Origin of the sequence: Pseudomonas sp. CJQ_9, assembly GCF_043106615.1 — a bacterium.
In the GTDB taxonomy this organism is placed as follows: domain Bacteria; phylum Pseudomonadota; class Gammaproteobacteria; order Pseudomonadales; family Pseudomonadaceae; genus Aquipseudomonas; species Aquipseudomonas juntendi.
In genome coordinates this window covers 1-19,025 of sequence record NZ_JBICMS010000035.1, presented here as the reverse complement: position 1 = coordinate 19,025, position 19,025 = coordinate 1, and the positions used below count along the sequence as shown (strand labels likewise).

Sequence of the window (19,025 nt, the reverse complement as noted above, 5' to 3'; positions counted from 1 at the left end):
ACAGGCGCCAAAAGTGCCCCGTCAGGCTCACCGTGCCCTGCACAACGCCAGGCAGTTATCCAGCATGCGGTTGCTGAAGCCCCACTCGTTGTCATACCAGGCCAGCACCTTGAGCATGCGCCCGTTGGCGCGGGTGTGGTTGGCATCGAAGATCGACGACAGCGGGTTGTGGTTGAAATCGCAGGAAACCAATGGCAACGCGTTATAGCCCAAGACCTTGGAATGCTTGCTCGCCTCGAGGAACAACTGGTTGACCTGCTCGGCGGTGGCCTCGCGCTTGAGGTTGACGGTCAGGTCCACCAGCGACACGTTGATCACCGGCACCCGCACGGCCATACCGGTCAGTTTGCCGGCCAGTTCCGGCAATACCAGGCCTACCGCCTCGGCCGCGCCGGTCTTGCTGGGGATCATCGACTGGGTTGCCGAGCGCGCGCGGTACGGGTCGCTGTGGTAAACGTCGGTCAGCACCTGGTCGTTGGTATAGGCGTGGATGGTGGTCATCAGGCCTTGCTCGATGCCGAACTCGCGGTGCAGCACCTGGGCGATCGGTGCCAGGCAGTTGGTGGTGCACGAGGCGTTGGAAATGACCTGGTGCGAAGCCCGCAGCACGTCATGGTTGACCCCGTACACCACGGTGGCATCAGCCCCTTTGGCCGGCGCCGAGACAATCACCTTGCCCGCCCCGGCGGCCAGGTGGGCAGCTGCCTTGGCCCGCTCGGTAAATAACCCGGTGCATTCGAACACCACATCGATCGCTTCAGCCTTCCACGGCAGTTCGGCGGGGTTGCGAATGGCACTGACCGCGATACGGTCACCATTGACCGTGAGGCTTTCGTGGTCGGCCTCGACCGTGGCGTCGAAGGTACCGTGCACGCTGTCGTACTTGAGCAGGTGGGCGTTCATGGCGCTGTCGCCCAGGTCGTTGATGGCGACGACCTGCAAGTCCTGGCGGTAGCCTTGGGTATACAGTGCGCGCAGGACGTTGCGGCCGATGCGGCCGAATCCATTGATGGCGATGCGAAGGGTCATGGCAGTACCTCTGGCAGTCCGAGTGAAACCTGTGGCACAAAGGAGCTTCACTGAAACGGTTTTGTTGTTGGAATTACAAGATTATTCACTATCAGATAGAAAACAAGCCTTTTTAGTGGCAGTATTTTGTTTAAACATACAACGAGTGGTGGGGCAAGATGCCTCTACCGATGCAGCGGGCTCCTGGTCTTGAGCCTAGGCGGCAATCGGTTGGAGGGGAAATGCCCGGTAAACCGCCCTTACAATTAGTCTGGAGTCCAGTACATGCATCCGCGCATCCTTGAGGTCACCCAGCGGCTGGTCGAACGCAGCCGAGCCACCCGCGAACGCTACCTGCAGCTGATTCGCGGCGCGGCCAGTGACGGGCCCATGCGCGCCAGCCTGCAGTGCGCCAACTTCGCCCACGGGGTGGCCGGTTGCGGCAGCGACGACAAGCAAACGCTGCGCCTGATGAACGCCGCCAACGTGGCCATCGTCTCGGCCTACAACGACATGCTGTCGGCCCACCAGCCGTACCTGCACTTCCCCGAGCAGATCAAGCAGGCCCTGCGCGAGGTCGGCTCGGTCGGCCAGTTCGCCGGTGGCGTGCCGGCCATGTGCGACGGCGTGACCCAGGGTGAGCCGGGCATGGAACTGGCCATCGCCAGCCGGGAAGTGATTGCCATGTCCACTGCGGTGGCGCTGTCGCACAACATGTTCGACGCCGCGCTGATGCTGGGCATTTGCGACAAGATCGTCCCCGGGCTGATGATGGGCGCGTTGCGCTTTGGCCACTTGCCGACCATTTTCGTGCCGGGCGGGCCGATGGTTTCCGGCATTTCCAACAAGCAGAAGGCCGACGTGCGCCAGCGCTATGCCGAAGGCAAGGCCAGCCGCGAGGAGCTGCTGGAGTCGGAGATGAATTCCTATCACAGCCCGGGTACCTGCACCTTCTACGGCACCGCCAATACCAACCAGCTGGTGATGGAGGTGATGGGCCTGCATCTGCCTGGCGCGTCGTTCGTCAACCCGTACACGCCGCTGCGCGATGCGCTCACCGCCGAGGCCGCGCAACAGGTCACGCGCATGACCAAGGCCAGTGGCAGCTTCATGCCGCTGGGCGAAATCGTCGACGAGAAGGCGCTGGTCAACTCCATCGTTGCCCTGCACGCCACGGGTGGCTCCACCAACCATACCCTGCACATCCCGGCAATTGCCCAGGCTGCCGGCATACAGCTGACCTGGCAGGACATGGCCGACCTCTCCGAGGTGGTGCCCACCCTGTCGCATGTCTACCCCAACGGCAAGGCTGATATCAACCACTTCCAGGCCGCTGGCGGCATGGCCTTCCTGATCCGCGAGCTGCTCGATGCCGGCCTGCTGCACGAAGACGTCAACACCGTCGCCGGCCATGGCCTGCGCCGTTACACCCAGGAGCCGTTCCTCGATGATGGCAAGCTGGTATGGCGCGAAGGCCCGCTGCAAAGCCTGGACGAAAGCATCCTGCGCCCGGTCGCGCGGCCGTTCTCGGCCGAAGGCGGCCTGCGGGTGATGGAGGGCAACCTGGGGCGTGGCGTGATGAAGGTTTCGGCTGTAGCTGCCGAGCACCAGGTGGTCGAGGCCCCGGCGCGGGTGTTCCACGATCAGCAGTCGCTGGCCGATGCGTTCAAGGCCGGTGAGCTGGAGTGTGACTTCGTGGCGGTGGTGCGCTTCCAGGGCCCCCGTTGCAATGGCATGCCCGAGCTGCACAAGCTCACGCCGTTCCTGGGCGTGCTGCAAGACCGCGGCTTCAAGGTGGCGCTGGTTACCGACGGGCGCATGTCCGGCGCCTCGGGCAAGATCCCGGCGGCGATCCACGTGTGCCCCGAAGCCTATGACGGTGGCCCGCTGGCACGGGTGCGCGATGGTGATATGGTGCGCGTTGATGGTGTCGAAGGCACGCTGCGGGTACTGGTATCGGCCGAAGAACTGGCCAGCCGCGACCTGCCGCCGGCGCCCCAGGGCAATGACCTGGGGTGCGGGCGCGAGCTATTCGGCTTCATGCGCATGGCGTTCAGCCCGGCAGAGCAGGGCGCCAGTGCCTTCACCTCTGCCCTGGAGAACCTTAAATGAAGGACCTGCTGGTTGGCGATATCGGCGGCACCAACGCCCGTTTTGCGTTGTGGCGTGACAACCAGTTGCACGAGGTAAAAGTCTTCGCTACCGCGGACTACACCAGCCCGGAGCAGGCTATCGAGGCCTATCTGCATGGCCTGGGCATTGCCCGCGGCGGCTTGGCCGCGGTATGCCTGGCGGTGGCCGGGCCGGTGGAGGGCGACGAGTTTCGCTTCACCAACAACCACTGGCGCCTGAGCCGCCTGGCGTTCTGCAAGACCTTGCAGGTCGAGCGGCTGGTGTTGATCAATGATTTCACCGCCATGGCGTTGGGCATGACCCGCCTGCAAGAAGGCGAAGTGCGCCAGGTATGCCCCGGCCAGGCAGACCCCACGCGCCCGGCGCTGGTGATCGGCCCGGGCACCGGCCTTGGCGTGGGTTCGCTGCTGCGCCTTGGCGGGCAGCACTGGCAGGCCTTGCCGGGCGAAGGCGGGCATGTCGACCTGCCGGTGGGCAACGCCCGCGAAGCGGCGATCCACCAGCAGATCCACCAGCAAATCGGCCATGTCAGTGCCGAGACGGTACTCAGCGGGGGTGGCCTGGTACGGCTTTACCAGGCCCTGTGTGCGCTGGACGGCGACACCCCACGGCACACGTCCCCGGCGCAGATCACCGATGCAGCGCTGGGCGGCGAGCCACGGGCATTGGCGGTGATCGAGCAGTTCTGCCGGTTCCTGGGGCGGGTGGCCGGGAACAATGTGCTCACCCTGGGCGCGCGCGGTGGGGTCTATATCGTTGGCGGGGTCATCCCGCGGTTTGCCGAGCTGTTCCTGCGCAGCGGGTTCGCCGCCAGCTTTGCCGACAAGGGCTGCATGAGCGGCTACTTCGCGGGTGTGCCGGTGTGGCTGGTGACGGCGGAGTTTTCCGGGTTGCAGGGGGCGGGTGTGGCCTTGCAGCAAGCGCTGGATCATTGACTGGGGCCGCTTTGCGGCCCTTCGCGGGCTTGCCCGCTCCTACAGGTGCATGGCTGTGTCATGAATTGGGCGATCCCTGTAGGAGCGGGCAAGCCCGCGAAGGGCTGCAAAGCAGCCCCAATAAAAAACAGGCAGCAAAGACCTGTAACCAAGAAGAGGAAGGACCACCTTGAGCACTGCCGGCAAATCGATCCTGATGGTCGACGACGACCAGGAAATCCGTGAACTGCTGCAAACCTATTTGAGCCGCTCCGGCTTCCAGGTGCATGCCGAAGCCGACGGTGCGGGCTTTCGTCGCGCGCTGGACAGCAGTCCCTGCGACCTGGTCATTCTCGACGTCATGTTGCCCGATGAAGATGGTTTCAGCCTGTGCCGCTGGGTTCGGCAACATCCGCGCCGGGCGCGTGTGCCAATCATCATGCTCACTGCCAGTTCTGATGAAGCCGACCGGGTCATCGGCCTGGAGCTGGGTGCCGACGACTACCTGGGCAAACCGTTCAGCCCGCGCGAGCTGCAGGCGCGGATCAAGGCCCTGCTGCGCCGCGCCGAGTTTGGCCAGGCGGCGCCGGGCAGTGCGGTGCTGGCCTTCGATGACTGGCGCCTGGACACGGTCAGCCACCGGCTGTTCCACCGCGATGGTGAGGAGGTGATTCTCTCCGGTGCCGATTTCGCACTGCTCAAGCTGTTCCTCGACCACCCACAGCAAATCCTCGACCGCGACACCATCGGCAACGCCACCCGCGGCCGCGAGCCGATGCCGCTGGACCGTATCGTCGACATGGCGGTCAGTCGCCTGCGCCAGCGCCTGCGCGACACCGACAAACCTCCTCGGCTGATCCGCACCGTGCGCGGCAGCGGTTACTTGTTGGCGGCGCATGTCTGCTGTGCGTCCTGAGCGGCGCTGGCGCTTGCTGCCCCGCTCACTGCTGGGGCGCATGCTGCTGCTGACCCTGCTGGTGGTGCTGCTGGCCCAGGGGTTGTCGAGCATCATCTGGGTTTCCCAACTGCGCGCCAGCCAGTTGCAGGGGTTGCGGGCCAGTGCCAGCAGCCTGGCCCATTCGATGAGCGCCAGCGTCAGTTACTTCCGGTCGTTGCCGGTGGCCTACCGGCCGCTGGTGCTCGACCAGTTGCGCAGCATGGGCGGCACGCGGTTTTTCGTATCGCTCAATGCTACCCCGCTGGACATGCAGGCGTTGCCCGTCACGGCGCGCAAGCAGGCGGTGATCGATGTATTCCAGCAGGTGTTGCACGAGCGCCTGGGGTCGCAGATGGAAATTTCCGTCGAGTTCGTCGGGCCTGACGAGCTGCGCATCTTCAACAGCGGCCTCAAGCTCGACGAGCTGCCGCGCTCGTGGGCGCATTACTCGCTGACGCTCGAGCCCCTCAAGCCACCGGTGCTGGTCACGCAGATCCGCCTGGGTGAGGGGGAGTGGCTGTACATCGCCTCGTTGCTGCCCGAGCCGTATACCGGCCTGGAAGCCGAACGCCTGCCACGCCAGCAGGTGGGGTTCATGGTGCTGACCACGGCCTTGCTGTTGCTGTTCATCGGCTTGTTGGTGCACTGGCAAAGCTGGCCACTCAAACGCCTGGCCCGGGCCGCGCGGGAAATGTCGCTGGGCGCTGATGTGGCGCCGCTGGCGGAAGGTGGCGGCAGCGAAGTGGTCGAGGTGAGCCGGGCATTCAACAGCATGCGCGAACGTATCAGCCGTTACCTGACCGAACGCAGCCAGTTGTTCAGCGCCATATCCCACGACCTGCGCACACCGATAACCCGCCTGCGCCTGCGTGTCGAGCTGTTGGAAGACGAGCGCCTGCAAGCCAAGTTCAGCCAGGACCTGGACGAGCTGGAGCTGCTGGTCAAAGGCGCCCTGCAATGCGTGAAGGACACCGACATCCACGAGAACATCGAGCCCGTCGACCTCAATCAGGTGCTGGATATCCTGGCCGAGCCTTACCTGGCCGATGGCCGCGTCACTGTGTACGGCAAGGCGCTTGCACCGTACCCGGGCAAACCTCTGGCCCTGCGGCGCTGCATCGGCAACCTGATCGACAACGCCATCAAGTACGGCGAACGGGCGCAACTGCGTATCATCGACAGCGCCGAGGGCTTTGTGCTGCAGGTGGATGACCAAGGGCCGGGGGTGCCCCAGCAGCAGCTGGAGCAGGTGTTCGAGCCACACTTCCGCCTGGCCGCCCAGCAACAGGGTTACGGGCTGGGGTTGGGGATTGCACGCAATATTGCCCATAGCCATGGCGGCGAGGTGAGTTTGCTGAACCTGCGCGACGGTGGGCTGCGGGTAACCTTGTTCCTGCCGCGAGGCATGGACTGATTTTCCGTGTTGCCTGCAAGGGCCGCACGGGTTTCAAGGTTTGCACTCAGGTCACTCAATTGTCACTGCCCAGTGACAATCCCAGCCTCCTTCGTGACATCTGCCTCGACCCCGCTGGCTAGAATTCGCACACGACTGGCAAGGATAAAGCTGGCTCATGAATACCCACCTACTGCCCTCCACCAGCTGGCTGAAAGCCCCGGCTCATACCGCCTGGCGCCTGGCCGAGGCCCAGCGGCTGCTGGCCTTTGCCAAAGCCGCGAAACGCCCGGACGGCTTCGGCAACCTGGATGCCAAAGGCCAACTCGCCGCTGGTGCCCGCGCCGAAACCATGAACACGGCGCGCATGACCCACTGTTTTGCCCTGGCTCACCTGCAAGGCATTCCAGGCTGCCTGGCCTACGCCGAGCACGGCGTGGCCGCCCTGCGCGGGGCCATGCAGGATGCCAGCTATGGGGGCTGGTTCGCTCACCCCGATGGCCAGCAGGACAGCGGCAAGGCCGCCTACCTGCATGCCTTCGTCGCCCTGGCCGCCAGCTCTGCCGTGGTGGCGGGCGCCGCCAGTGCCAGGGGCCTGCTGGCAGACGCCACCGAGGTGATCGAGCGGCATTTCTGGAGCGAAGCCGAAGGTGCCCTGCAAGAGGCTTACTCCCGTGCCTGGCAGTTGCCCGAGCCGTACCGTGGCGCCAACAGCAACATGCATGCGACCGAGGCGTTCCTGGCCCTGGCTGATGTCACCGGCAACACGCTGTGGCTGCAACGCGCGTTGCGTATCGCCGAACGCATCATCCATACCCATGCCGCCGGTAGCGGTTACCGGGTGATCGAACACTTCGACGTGCACTGGCAGCCCGTGGCGGACTACAACCACGACCACCCCGCCGATCATTTCCGGCCCTTTGGCACCACGCCTGGGCACGCGCTGGAATGGGCGCGGTTGCTGCTGCACCTGGAGGCCAGCCTGCAACGTGCCGGGCTGCCGGCACCGCAGTGGCTGGCAGAAAGTGCCAGCGGGTTGTTCGAGGCCGCCTGCCAGCACGCCTGGAACGTCGATGGCGCAGAGGGTTTCGTGTACACGCTGGACTGGGCCAACCGCCCGGTGGTGAACGCGCGCCTGCACTGGGTGCACGCCGAAGCGTGCGCCGCCGCCGCGGCCTTGTTGCAGCGTACCGGCGAGGCCCGTTACGAGCAGTGGTACCGCACCCTCTGGGGGTTTATCGCCAACCACTTCATCGACCCTGTGGCGGGCAGCTGGCACCACGAACTCGATAGCAACAACCGGCCGGCCGGGACCATCTGGCCGGGCAAGCCCGACCTCTATCACGCCTACCAGGCGCTGCTGCTGCCAGGCTTGCCGCTGGCGCCCAGCCTGGCCAGCAACCTGGGCAGCAATGTAACCAAATGATGACATTCACGCATCGCTTCGTTACCTGACGGGGCGGGCACGCTGTTTAGACTCCATGCAACGCAAGCGTTTGACTTGCACGCATAACAACAAGAAAGGTGCTTCGATGAATTCCAAACTCTGTCTCGCCGCTGCTATCTCGCTCGCCTCCTTACTGCCGCTGGGCGCCAGCGCCGCTGAAAGCAAAGGCAGTGTAGAGGTGGTGCACTGGTGGACCTCTGGCGGTGAAAAAGCAGCGGTCGATGTGCTCAAGGCGCAAGTCGAGAAAGACGGTTTCACCTGGAAGGACGGCGCCGTTGCCGGCGGCGGCGGGGCCACCGCCATGACCGTACTCAAGAGTCGCGCAGTCGCCGGCAACCCGCCCGGTGTGGCGCAGATCAAGGGGCCGGACATCCAGGACTGGGCGGCCACCGGCTTGCTCGATGCCGATGTGCTCAAGGACGTGGCCAAGGAAGAAAAGTGGGACTCGCTGCTCGACAAGAAGGTCGCCGATACCGTGAAGTACGACGGTGACTACGTTGCCGTGCCGGTCAACATCCACCGTATCAACTGGCTGTGGATCAACCCCGAAGTCTTCAAGAAAGCCGGCATCGACAAGGCGCCCACCACCCTCGACGAATTCTATGCCGCTGCCGACAAGCTCAAGGCCGCCGGCTTCATTGCGCTTGCCCATGGCGGCCAGCCTTGGCAGGACAGCACCGTGTTCGAAAACGTGGTCCTGGCAGTAATGGGCGTCGATGGCTACAAGAAGGCCCTGGTCGACCTCGACAGCGCCACCCTGGCTGGCCCGCAAATGGTCAAGGCACTGACCGAGCTGAAAAAGGTCGCCACCTACATGGACCAGGATGGCAAGGGCCAGGACTGGAACCTGGAAGCGGCCAAGGTCATCAACGGCAAGGCCGGCATGCAGATCATGGGTGACTGGGCCAAGAGCGAATGGACCCTGGCGAAGAAAACCGCCGGCAAGGATTACCAGTGCGTCCCATTCCCCGGCACTGACAAGGCCTTCCTGTACAACATCGACTCGCTGGTGGTGTTCAAGCAGAACGACGCCGGAACATCCGCCGGGCAGCAGGACATCGCGCGCAAGGTGCTGGGCGAGGACTTCCAGAAGGTCTTCAGCATCAACAAAGGGTCGATTCCGGTGCGTAACGACATGCTCGGCAACATGGGCAAGTATGGCTTCGACAGCTGCGCGCAAACCTCCGCCAAGAACTTCCTCGACGACGCCAAGACGGGCGGCCTGCAGCCAAGCATGGCGCACAACATGGCCACCACGTTGGCCGTGCAGGGCGCGTTCTTCGATGTGGTGACCAACTACATCAACGACCCCAAGGCCGACCCGGCCGATGCGGCGAAGAAGCTGGCGGCGGCCATCAAGGCGGCCCAGTAAAGGCTGACGCGGTCCCGTTGTAGGAGCGGCCTTGCGTCGCGATGGGCTGCGCAGCAGCCCCAAACCTGCGCACTCGATCTTTCAGGTAGGTGTCGAACTTGAGTCCTCAGGGCTGCGCTGCAGCCCATCGCGACGCAAGGCCGCTCCTACCCGGAGTGCAGCGCCTTTGAGGTGAACCATGACCACAACTACCGCCCAATTGCGGGCCTCACCCCTGGACGCGCTGCAGCGCTGGCTACCCAAGCTGGTGCTGGCACCGAGCATGTTCATTGTGCTGGTGGGCTTCTACGGCTACATCCTCTGGACGTTCGTGCTGTCCTTCACCACCTCCACCTTCCTGCCCACCTACAAGTGGGCGGGGCTGGCGCAATATGCCCGGCTGTTCGACAACGACCGCTGGTGGGTGGCCAGCAAGAACCTGCTGCTGTTCGGCGGCCTGTTCATCGCCATCAGCCTGGCCATCGGCGTGTTGCTGGCGGTACTGCTGGACCAGCGCATTCGCCGCGAAGGTTTTATCCGAACCATTTACCTGTACCCCATGGCCCTGTCGATGATCGTTACCGGCACCGCCTGGAAGTGGCTGCTCAACCCTGGCATGGGCCTGGACAAGCTGCTGCGCGACTGGGGCTGGGAGGGTTTTCGGCTGGACTGGCTGATCGACCCGGACCGGGTGGTGTACTGCCTGGTGATCGCCGCCGTGTGGCAGGCATCGGGCTTCATCATGGCCATGTTCCTGGCCGGGCTGCGCGGGGTTGATCAGTCCATCATACGCGCCGCGCAGATCGACGGTGCCAGCCTGCCACGCATTTACTGGACAGTGGTGCTGCCCAGCCTGCGCCCGGTGTTCTTCAGTGCGCTGATGATTCTTTCGCACATTGCCATCAAGAGCTTCGACCTGGTGGCGGCGATGACCGCCGGTGGCCCGGGTTACTCATCCGACCTGCCGGCCATGTTCATGTACTCGTTCACCTTCAGCCGCGGCCAGATGGGCATGGGGTCGGCCAGCGCCATCCTGATGCTGGGCGCGATTCTGGCGATCCTCGTGCCTTACCTGTACTCGGAGCTGCGGAGCAAACGCCATGCATAGCGCATCGAATAGCCCTGCCGACAAAACGGCACTCAGCCTTGGCCGTATCGCCATCCATGGCGTGTTGCTGATCGCTGTGCTGCTGTACCTGGTGCCGCTGGTGGTGATGCTGCTGACCAGCTTCAAAACCCCGGAAGACATCAGCACCGGCAACCTGCTGAGCTGGCCTGCGGTGATCACCGGCATTGGCTGGGTCAAGGCCTGGGGCACGGTCAGCGGTTACTTCTGGAACTCGATCATGATCACCGTGCCGGCGGTGCTGATCTCCACCGCCATCGGCGCGTTGAACGGCTATGTGCTGTCGATGTGGCGCTTCCGCGGGTCGCAGCTGTTCTTCGGGCTGCTGCTGTTCGGCTGCTTCCTGCCATTCCAGACAGTGTTGCTGCCGGCCTCGTTCACCCTCGGCAAGCTTGGCCTGGCCAGCACCACCAGTGGTTTGGTGCTGGTGCACGTGGTCTACGGGCTGGCCTTCACCACCCTGTTCTTCCGCAACTTCTACGTGAGTATCCCGGATGCGCTGGTGAAGGCGGCGCGCCTGGATGGCGCCGGGTTCTTCACCATTTTCCGCTGCATCATCCTGCCGATGTCGACGCCGATCATCATGGTCTGCCTGATCTGGCAGTTCACCCAGATCTGGAACGATTTCCTGTTTGGCGTGGTGTTTTCCAGCGGCGACTCGCAACCGATCACCGTGGCCCTGAACAACCTGGTGAACACCAGCACCGGCGCCAAGGAATACAACGTCGACATGGCGGCGGCGATGATCGCCGGCCTTCCAACCCTGCTGGTCTATGTGGTGGCAGGCAAATATTTCGTGCGCGGGCTGACGGCCGGCGCAGTCAAGGGGTAAGTCATGGCAACGCTCGAACTGCGCAATGTAAACAAGACCTACGGCACCGGCCTGCCCGATACCCTCAAGGACATCCAGCTGTCGATCAGCGACGGCGAGTTCCTGATCCTGGTTGGCCCGTCGGGCTGTGGTAAATCGACTCTGATGAACTGCATCGCCGGCCTGGAGCAGATCACCGGCGGGGCCATTCTCATCGACGGGCAGGACGTCAGTGGCATGAGCCCCAAGGACCGCGACATCGCCATGGTGTTTCAGTCCTACGCGCTGTACCCGACCATGAGCGTGCGCGAAAACATCGAATTTGGCCTGAAAATCCGTAAGCTGCCGCAGGCGGCAATCGATGAAGAGGTGGCGCGTGTGGCCAAGTTGCTGCAGATCGAGCACCTGCTGGCGCGCAAACCGGCGCAGCTGTCGGGCGGCCAGCAGCAGCGCGTGGCCATGGGCCGGGCACTGGCGCGGCGGCCGAAGATCTACCTGTTCGACGAGCCGCTGTCCAACCTGGACGCCAAGCTGCGGGTCGAGATGCGTACCGAAATGAAGCTGATGCACCAGCGCCTGAAGACCACCACCGTGTACGTCACCCATGACCAGATCGAGGCCATGACCCTGGGCGACAAGGTTGCGGTGATGAAGGATGGCATCATCCAGCAGTTCGGCACCCCGCAACAGATCTACAACGACCCGGCCAACCAGTTTGTCGCCAGCTTCATCGGCTCGCCGCCAATGAACTTCATTCCGGCCCGCCTCAAGCAACAGGATGGCCGCCTGCTGGCGCTGCTCGACAGCGGCCAGGCGCGCTGCGAGCTGCCTTTGGGGCTGGCCGCCAATGAACAGGATAGCCGTGAAATCCTGCTGGGCATCCGCCCTGAGCAGATAGCCCTGGGGGCCAGCGAGGGCAACGGCCTGCCGGCCATTCGTGCCGAAGTGCAGGTCACCGAACCCACCGGGCCGGACCTGCTGGTGTTCGTCACCCTCAACCAGACCAAGGTCTGCTGCCGCCTGGCGCCCGATGTGGCCTGCCAGGTTGGCGACAACCTCAACCTGCAACTGGACCCGGCGCGGGTGCTGCTGTTCGACGCCAACAGCGGCGAGCGGCTGCACCTGGCCAGCACTGCCGCAGCCACCAAGGACAACGTGGCTCACTTCAAAGGCCGTTAATTCGTCTACATCATCAATAAGAAAAAGAGGACGCAAAGGGATGGAACAGCGCAAACGTATCAAGACATTGGGGTCGCTGGCATTGCTCGCCGTGGTTGGCAGCGCCAGTGCACAAGCTGCCGAGGCATTTTCCAGCGAATCGAAGTGGATGACCGGCGACTGGGGCGGCACCCGTACCGAGCTGCTGGACAAGGGCTACGATTTCACCCTCGATTACGTGGGCGAAGTGGCCGGTAACCTGCATGGCGGCTACAACCACGACAAAACCGCGCGCTACAGCGACCAGTTCGCCCTTGGCGCGCACCTGGACCTGCAGAAGATCTTCGGCTGGCACGATGCCGAATTCAAGCTGGCGATCACCGAGCGTAGCGGCCGTAACCTGTCCAACGACCGCATCAGCGACCCGCGCGCCGGGCAGTTCAGCTCGGTGCAGGAAGTGTGGGGGCGCGGCCAGACCTGGCGCCTGACCCAGATGTGGGTCAAGCAGAAGTACTTCGACGGCGCACTGGATGTGAAAGTCGGCCGCTACGGCCCGGGCGAGGATTTCAACAGCTTCCCGTGCGACTTCCAGAACCTAGCCTTCTGCGGTTCGCAGGTGGGCAACTGGGTAGGCGGCATCTGGTACAACTGGCCGGTCAGCCAGTGGGCGTTGCGGGTGAAGTACAACATCACCCCGGACTTCTTCGTGCAGGTCGGTGCCTTCGAGCAGAACCCCTCCAACCTGGAAACCGGCAACGGCTTCAAACTCAGTGGCAGCGGCACCAAGGGCGCGATCCTGCCGGTAGAGGCGGTGTGGTCACCCAAGGTCAACGGCCTGCCGGGCGAGTACCGCCTGGGCTACTACTACAGCACCGCCAAGGCCGACGATGTCTACGACGACGTCAACGGCAACCCGCAGGGTCTCACCGGCGACGCGTTCAAGTCGCACTCCAGCAAGCATGGCTGGTGGGTGGTGGCGCAGCAACAGGTCACCGCCCATGCGGGGGACGTGAACCGTGGCCTCAGCCTTTTCGCTAACTTCACCGTGCACGACAAGGCCACCAACGTGGTCGACAACTACCAGCAGGTGGGGTTGGTGTACAAAGGTGCGTTCGACGCACGGCCCAAGGATGACATCGGCTTTGGCGTGGCGCGCATCCATGTGAACGACGACGTGAAGAAGCGTGCCGAGCTGATCAACGCGCAGAACGGCATCGACGATTATGACAACCCAGGCTTCATGCCATTGCAGCGCACCGAGTACAACGCCGAGCTGTACTACGGCTTCCACGTCACCAACTGGCTGACCGTGCGGCCCAACCTGCAGTACATCAAGAGCCCGGGTGGGGTTGACCAGGTGGACAATGCGCTGGTCGCCGGCTTGAAGATTCAGTCGTCATTCTGAGGGCAATTGTTGTAAATTTACGCCAATCCATTTCGGCGCCCGGCACCCACTGCCCTGCAGTGGGTGTTGGGGATAGGCTGAGACAGCGCTACCTCAAACAAAAAGAGCTTTGAACCATGCCCGAACATCCGCTCCATCGCTTCTTCACCTCGCAGCGGCCGCGGCCGACATTCGAGTGGGAGCGTTACCAGCAGCGCGATGTGCTGATCATCGACCACCCCCGTTGCCAGGCGGTATTCAGCCGCCAGGGCGCGCAACTGCTGCATTTTCAGCCGGCGGGCGAGCGGCCTTGGCTGTGGTGCGCCGAGCAGTGGCCGCAAGTGGGGGCGATACGCGGTGGTGTACCGGTGTGCTGGCCATGGTATGGCCGCCACCCCAGCGAAGACCTGTGGCCGGCGCATGGCTGGGCGCGGTTGCTCGACTGGAAGCTGGTGGACAGCCGCGAGGACGAGGAGGGCGTAAGCCTGAAATGGCAGCTGGACCTGTGCGACTGGCAGGTCGACCTGCACGCCCGGTTGGGTAGCCGCATGGAACTGAGCTTGAGTACTGAGCACCAGGACAGCCAACCCTGCCAGTTGAGCCATGCCTTGCTGGCCTACTGGCGTATCAGTCACGTTTCCGAGATAGCGCTGTCTGGGCTGGAGGATATACAGGGTTATGACCGGCTGAGCCGTCAGGCCTGCCGTGAGGACGGTGCGCTGAAGCTCAAGGGCGGCTGCCAGAAGGTCTACCCGGGCACGCCCCGGGTACAACTGCAGGACCCGGCCTGGCAGCGCGAGCTGTGCATCGACACGGGCGACAGCGACGACACGGTGGTCTGGCACCCGGGCAATCGCCCGTTGATGGGCGTGACCGGGCGGGAATGCCAGGGCTTTGTCTGCGTCGAGGCTGCCAGTGGCAGCGGCGAGGGCCTGAGCCTGGCGCCGGGGCAGCGTGCCCACCTGCGTTTGCAGGCGCACCGGCTCAGTTGAGTTCGTCGTCCTCGATCGGGTAGCGGCTGGCGTTCAGGCTTTCCTTGATCTTGCGCAGGTGCGGCTGGAAATCCACGCCACGGCGCAGGGTCATGCCGGTAGCCAGGACATCGAGCACGGTCAGCTGGATGATGCGCGAGGTCATCGGCATGTAGATGTCGGTGTCTTCGGGCAGCGGGATATGCAGGCTCAGGCTGCAGGCGTTGGCCAGGGGCGAGCCGGCGGCAGTCAGGCCCAGCACCGAGGCACCGTTTTCGCGGGCCAGGCGGGCCACATCGACCAGTTCGCGGGTGCGCCCGGTGTAGGAAATGATCACGAACAGGTCACCGGTGTGGGCCACCGAGGCCAGCATGCGCTGCATCAGCACGTCGGCATGGGCCGATACCGCCAGGTTGAAGCGGAAGAACTTGTGCTGTGCATCGAGGGCCACCGGGGCGGAGGCGCCAAGGCCGAAAAAGTGGATTTGCCGGGCCTGGATCATCATGTCCACGGCACGGCTGACCTGCATCGGGTCCAGTTGCTGGCAGGCACTGTCGAGTGAGGCAATGGCGCTGGCGAAGATTTTCTGGGTATAGGCCGCCGGGTCATCGTCGGCCTCTACTGCACGGCTGACGTAGGCGGCCCCGCTGGCCAGGCTCTGTGCCAGTTGCAGCTTGAGCTCCGGGTAGCCGCTGACGCCGAACGAGCGGCAGAAACGGTTGACGGTCGGCTCGCTGACCTTGGCCGCCTGGGCCAGCGCAGCGATGCTGAAACGGGTGGCTTGTTGCGGGTTGAGCAGGATGACTTCGGCGACTTTGCGTTCGGCCTTGTTCAGCTCGTCGAGGCGTCCCTGGATCTGTTCCAGGAGGTTTCGCACGCGGTCCATGGGTATGTCCTTGGGTCGGGAAGACAGCCGGCTGTGGGAGCAGCAGGCTTTTTGCACGGTCGTCTATCGTACTGTCGGTGCGGTTGGCGTACCACTTGTCTGTAACACTTGTGTGTAATGTTGTGGTTTTTACTACATTTCCCCTTGAAAACCGTATGTGAAAGCGGTATTCCTAGACCAACTTTAGGAAAGAACCAACATCATGGCTGCAATCAGTGTCGAACCTTGCACCTTTGCCCTGTTTGGCGCCCTCGGCGACCTGGCGCTGCGCAAGCTGTTTCCTGCGCTGTACCAACTCGACCGCGCCAATCTGTTGCACCCGGACACCCGTCTGCTGGCGCTGGCGCGTGAGGCCGGCAGTGCGCAGGCGCACCTGGATCACATCGAAGCGCACCTGCGCCGGCATGTGCCCGAGGCCGATATCGAGCCGGCCGCACTGGGGCGCTTCCTCGCCCGGCTGAGCTACCTGCACCTGGACTTCCTGCAGCCTGAAGGCTATCAGGCGCTGGCCGAGCAGTTGCCCGGCGAGCTGCCGTTGATCGCCTACTTCGCCACCGCCGCGGCTGTATACGGGGCCATCTGCGAGAACCTCGACAAGGCCGGCCTGGTGGCGCGCACCCGGGTAGTGCTGGAAAAACCCATTGGCCATGACCTGGAATCGTCACGCCGGGTCAACGACGCTGTCGCCCGGTTCTTTCCGGAAAGCCGGGTCTACCGTATCGACCACTACCTGGGCAAGGAGACCGTGCAGAACCTCATTGCCCTGCGGTTTGCCAACAGCCTGTTCGAAACCCAGTGGAACCAGAATTCCATCTCCCATGTGGAGATCACCGTTGCCGAAAAGGTCGGTATCGAAGGCCGCTGGGGCTACTTCGACAAGGCCGGGCAACTGCGCGACATGATTCAGAACCACCTGCTGCAGCTGCTGTGCCTGATCGCCATGGACCCGCCCAGCGACTTGTCTGCCGATGCCATCCGCGACGAAAAGGTCAAGGTGTTGAAGGCACTGGCACCGATCACGGGCGACGCCCTGAGCACCCGCGTGGTGCGTGGCCAGTACATTGCCGGCTACAGCGATGGCAAGCCCGTACCGGGCTACCTGGAAGAAGACAATGCCAACGCGCAGAGCGATACCGAAACCTTCGTCGCCCTGCGTGCCGACATTCGCAACTGGCGTTGGTCAGGCGTGCCGTTCTACCTGCGCACCGGCAAGCGCATGCCGCAGAAGCTGTCGCAGATCGTTATTCACTTCAAGGAAACCCCGCACTACATCTTTGCCCCGGAACAGCGTTTGCAGGTGGGCAACAAGCTGATCATCCGCCTGCAGCCGGACGAAGGCATTTCGTTGCGGGTAATGACCAAGGAGCAGGGGCTGGACAAGGGCATGCAACTGCGCAGTGGCCCGCTGCAACTGAACTTTTCCGATACCTGGCGCAGTGCGCGGATTCCGGATGCCTACGAGCGGCTGTTGCTCGAAGTGATGCGCGGCAACCAGAACCTGTTCGTGCGCAAGGACGAAATCGAGTATGCCTGGAAGTGGTGCGACCAGTTGATCGCCGGCTGGCGTAATGCGGGCGATGCGCCCAAGCCATACGCGGCCGGCTCCTGGGGGCCGATGAGCTCGATTGCACTGATCACACGCGATGGGAGGGCGTGGTATGGGGATATCTGAACTGAAACTGCCAGCGGTCGTGAACGTACACGAGTTGGCAGACGCCACGGCGCTGGCCGCCGCTCAAGCCCACGACGTGGCCGAGCGCCTGCGCGCTGCGGTTGCTGCCAAGGGGCAGGCCTGCGTGGTGTTGTCCGGTGGCCGCAGCCCGGTGCCATTCCTGGAAAAACTGGCCAGCGAAGCGCTGGACTGGGCCAAGGTCACAGTCAGCCTGGCCGATGAACGCTGGGTGCCGGTAGAGCACGCCGACAGCAATGCGGGCCTGCTGGCCCGTCACCTGTTCCAGGGTAATGCGGCCGAGGCCCGCTTCATTGGCCTGTACCAGCAGGCGGAAAACCTCGACGCCGCAGCGCACTTGGCCGACCAGGCGTTGGCCGAGCTGCCGCAGATCGACGTGCTGGTGCTGGGCATGGGGGACGATGGCCATACCGCTTCGCTGTTCCCGGCCAGCCCGAACCTGAAAGCAGGCCTGGACCTGGCTAGCCAACGTCGCTGCCTGCCGTTGCTGGCGCCCAGCGTGCCGCACCAGCGCCTGTCGATGACCCGCGCCTTGCTGGCCAGTGCCGGCTTTACCGCGCTGGCCGTGCAGGGCCAGGGCAAACTCGCCACCCTGCGCGCCGCGCTGGCTGGCAACGACCTTACCGAAATGCCGATTCGCGCTTTTCTTCACGCCCCCCTGGACATCTACTGGTGCCCATGAGCCAAGGATCCACAGTCATGACCACCCTTGAACGCCCACAGTCCAAGCTCTCGATGGCCGACAAAGCCGCGCGGATCGACGCCATTTGCGAAAAGGCGCGCATCCTGCCGGTGATCACCATCGCCCGTGAGGAAGACATCCTGCCGCTGGCTGACGCACTGGCTGCGGGCGGTATCCGTACCCTCGAAGTGACCTTGCGCTCAGCGCTTGGGCTGAAGGCCATCGAGGTACTGCGTAAGCAGCGCCCGGAGCTCTGCGTGGGCGCCGGCACTGTACTGGATCGCGGTATGTTCGCCGCCGTTGAAGCCGCAGGGGCGCAATTTGTCGTCACCCCAGGCATTACCCCGGAGCTCCTCCAGGCCGGGGTGGACAGCGAGATCCCGCTGCTGCCAGGCATCAGCACGCCGTCCGAAATCATGCTGGGGTATGCCCTGGGCTACCGTCGCTTCAAGCTGTTCCCCGCGGAAATCAGCGGTGGCGTGGCGGCGATCAAGGCGTTCGGCGGGCCTTTCGGCGATATCCGCTTCTGCCCAACCGGTGGTGTGAACCCGGCCAATGTGCGCAATTACATGGCCTTGCCCAACGTGATGTGTGTAGGGGGTACCTGGATGCTCGACAGCAGCTGGATCAAGAATGGCGATTGGGCGCGGATCCAAGCGTGCAGTGCCGAGGCGATGGCGCTAGTGGACGCCCACTGAATTTGTTGTGTGCTTTACGGCTTATGGGGCGCTTGGTCGGCGCCCCTTTTTTTGCCTGTCATTCTTGCAGCGCCGGGTGCACCGCGTACCCTGTGGGAGCGGGCGCGCCCGCGAAGCATCCAGCGCGGTGCATGGCACCGGCTGCGCCGGTGTTCGCGGGCACGCCCGCTCCCACAGGGCCGCGCCGGGCTTATGAGTCGAGTTCACTGCGCGACAGCGCAGCCCTTAGGGCTGTGTGATCTCCCACAGGAATACCGCAGCACTCGAAGCCTGTGCAGTACCCTGTTGGAGCGGGCGCGCCGGGCTTATGAATCGAGTTCACTGCGCGACAGCGCAGCCCTTAGGGCTGTGTGATTTCCCACAGGAATACCGCAGCACTCGAAGCCTGTGCAGTACCCTGTGGGAGCTGGCTTGCCAGCGATAGGGCCAGTACCGG

General features: G+C 63.8%; 16 protein-coding genes. 14 read left to right on the top strand and 2 right to left on the bottom strand.

All coding sequences use genetic code 11. The features are described 5' to 3' along the window. Window positions 1-27 precede the first annotated feature (27 nt). On the bottom strand, window positions 28-1,029 hold the full coding sequence (gene gap, locus ACF8SD_RS05725; RefSeq protein WP_054881597.1) for a type I glyceraldehyde-3-phosphate dehydrogenase: 1,002 nt from the start codon (window positions 1,027-1,029) through the stop codon (window positions 28-30). 264 nt (window positions 1,030-1,293) lie between these two features. Between gap and edd the strand changes: the two genes are divergently transcribed. The 11 genes from edd to ACF8SD_RS05670 all read left to right on the top strand — a co-directional run bounded on the left by edd (window position 1,294) and on the right by ACF8SD_RS05670 (window position 14,654). Beyond that, complete coding sequence (gene edd, locus ACF8SD_RS05720; RefSeq protein WP_009683397.1) at window positions 1,294-3,120, top strand: phosphogluconate dehydratase; 1,827 nt, start codon at window positions 1,294-1,296, stop codon at window positions 3,118-3,120. Further along, window positions 3,117-4,076 carry a glucokinase gene (locus ACF8SD_RS05715; RefSeq protein WP_392484069.1) on the top strand — a complete coding sequence of 320 codons (960 nt, stop codon included), beginning with the start codon at window positions 3,117-3,119 and terminating at the stop codon, window positions 4,074-4,076. Before edd ends, ACF8SD_RS05715 begins: the two co-directional genes overlap by 4 nt. A gap of 169 nt (window positions 4,077-4,245) precedes the next feature. Continuing rightward, window positions 4,246-4,971, top strand: a complete 726-nt coding sequence (gltR, locus tag ACF8SD_RS05710) for a two-component system response regulator GltR (RefSeq protein ID WP_392484068.1) — start codon at window positions 4,246-4,248, stop codon at window positions 4,969-4,971. Further along, window positions 4,952-6,406: an ATP-binding protein gene (locus ACF8SD_RS05705; protein ID WP_054881599.1), complete on the top strand. Its 1,455-nt coding sequence runs from the start codon at window positions 4,952-4,954 to the stop codon at window positions 6,404-6,406. The genes gltR and ACF8SD_RS05705 overlap by 20 nt, the downstream gene beginning before the upstream one ends. Before the next feature lie 157 nt (window positions 6,407-6,563). Continuing rightward, a complete protein-coding gene (locus ACF8SD_RS05700) occupies window positions 6,564-7,811 on the top strand; it encodes an AGE family epimerase/isomerase (protein ID WP_029885494.1) in 1,248 nt (415 codons plus the stop codon). 106 nt (window positions 7,812-7,917) lie between these two features. Then, window positions 7,918-9,204 (top strand): ABC transporter substrate-binding protein, encoded by a 1,287-nt coding sequence (locus tag ACF8SD_RS05695; protein ID WP_392484067.1) that lies wholly within the window; start codon window positions 7,918-7,920, stop codon window positions 9,202-9,204. A gap of 178 nt (window positions 9,205-9,382) precedes the next feature. Next, window positions 9,383-10,291: a carbohydrate ABC transporter permease gene (locus ACF8SD_RS05690; RefSeq protein WP_009683405.1), complete on the top strand. Its 909-nt coding sequence runs from the start codon at window positions 9,383-9,385 to the stop codon at window positions 10,289-10,291. Further along, window positions 10,284-11,141 carry a carbohydrate ABC transporter permease gene (locus tag ACF8SD_RS05685; RefSeq protein WP_392484066.1) on the top strand — a complete coding sequence of 286 codons (858 nt, stop codon included), beginning with the start codon at window positions 10,284-10,286 and terminating at the stop codon, window positions 11,139-11,141. The genes ACF8SD_RS05690 and ACF8SD_RS05685 overlap by 8 nt, the downstream gene beginning before the upstream one ends. Before the next feature lie 3 nt (window positions 11,142-11,144). Then, complete coding sequence (locus ACF8SD_RS05680; protein WP_392484065.1) at window positions 11,145-12,299, top strand: ABC transporter ATP-binding protein; 1,155 nt, start codon at window positions 11,145-11,147, stop codon at window positions 12,297-12,299. 40 nt (window positions 12,300-12,339) lie between these two features. Continuing rightward, on the top strand, window positions 12,340-13,683 hold the full coding sequence (locus tag ACF8SD_RS05675) for a carbohydrate porin (protein ID WP_173887716.1): 1,344 nt from the start codon (window positions 12,340-12,342) through the stop codon (window positions 13,681-13,683). 116 nt (window positions 13,684-13,799) lie between these two features. Further along, window positions 13,800-14,654 (top strand): D-hexose-6-phosphate mutarotase, encoded by an 855-nt coding sequence (locus ACF8SD_RS05670; protein WP_173887717.1) that lies wholly within the window; start codon window positions 13,800-13,802, stop codon window positions 14,652-14,654. Here ACF8SD_RS05670 and hexR read toward each other — a convergent pair. Further along, the gene (gene hexR / locus ACF8SD_RS05665) at window positions 14,647-15,510 is read right to left on the bottom strand and encodes a DNA-binding transcriptional regulator HexR (protein WP_172828429.1); all 864 of its coding nucleotides are present in this window, start codon (window positions 15,508-15,510) and stop codon (window positions 14,647-14,649) included. The genes ACF8SD_RS05670 and hexR overlap by 8 nt on opposite strands. A gap of 211 nt (window positions 15,511-15,721) precedes the next feature. On the opposite strand from hexR, the gene zwf reads away from it, so the two are divergent. Genes zwf through ACF8SD_RS05650 form a run of 3 tightly spaced genes read left to right on the top strand, consistent with a single transcriptional unit; the run spans window position 15,722 to window position 18,589 of the window. Further along, on the top strand, window positions 15,722-17,191 hold the full coding sequence (gene zwf, locus ACF8SD_RS05660) for a glucose-6-phosphate dehydrogenase (protein ID WP_009683411.1): 1,470 nt from the start codon (window positions 15,722-15,724) through the stop codon (window positions 17,189-17,191). Then, complete coding sequence (pgl, locus tag ACF8SD_RS05655; protein ID WP_173887718.1) at window positions 17,178-17,891, top strand: 6-phosphogluconolactonase; 714 nt, start codon at window positions 17,178-17,180, stop codon at window positions 17,889-17,891. Before zwf ends, pgl begins: the two co-directional genes overlap by 14 nt. Window positions 17,892-17,908: 17 nt before the next feature. Further along, window positions 17,909-18,589 carry a bifunctional 4-hydroxy-2-oxoglutarate aldolase/2-dehydro-3-deoxy-phosphogluconate aldolase gene (locus tag ACF8SD_RS05650; RefSeq protein WP_392484064.1) on the top strand — a complete coding sequence of 227 codons (681 nt, stop codon included), beginning with the start codon at window positions 17,909-17,911 and terminating at the stop codon, window positions 18,587-18,589. Window positions 18,590-19,025: the final 436 nt, after the last annotated feature.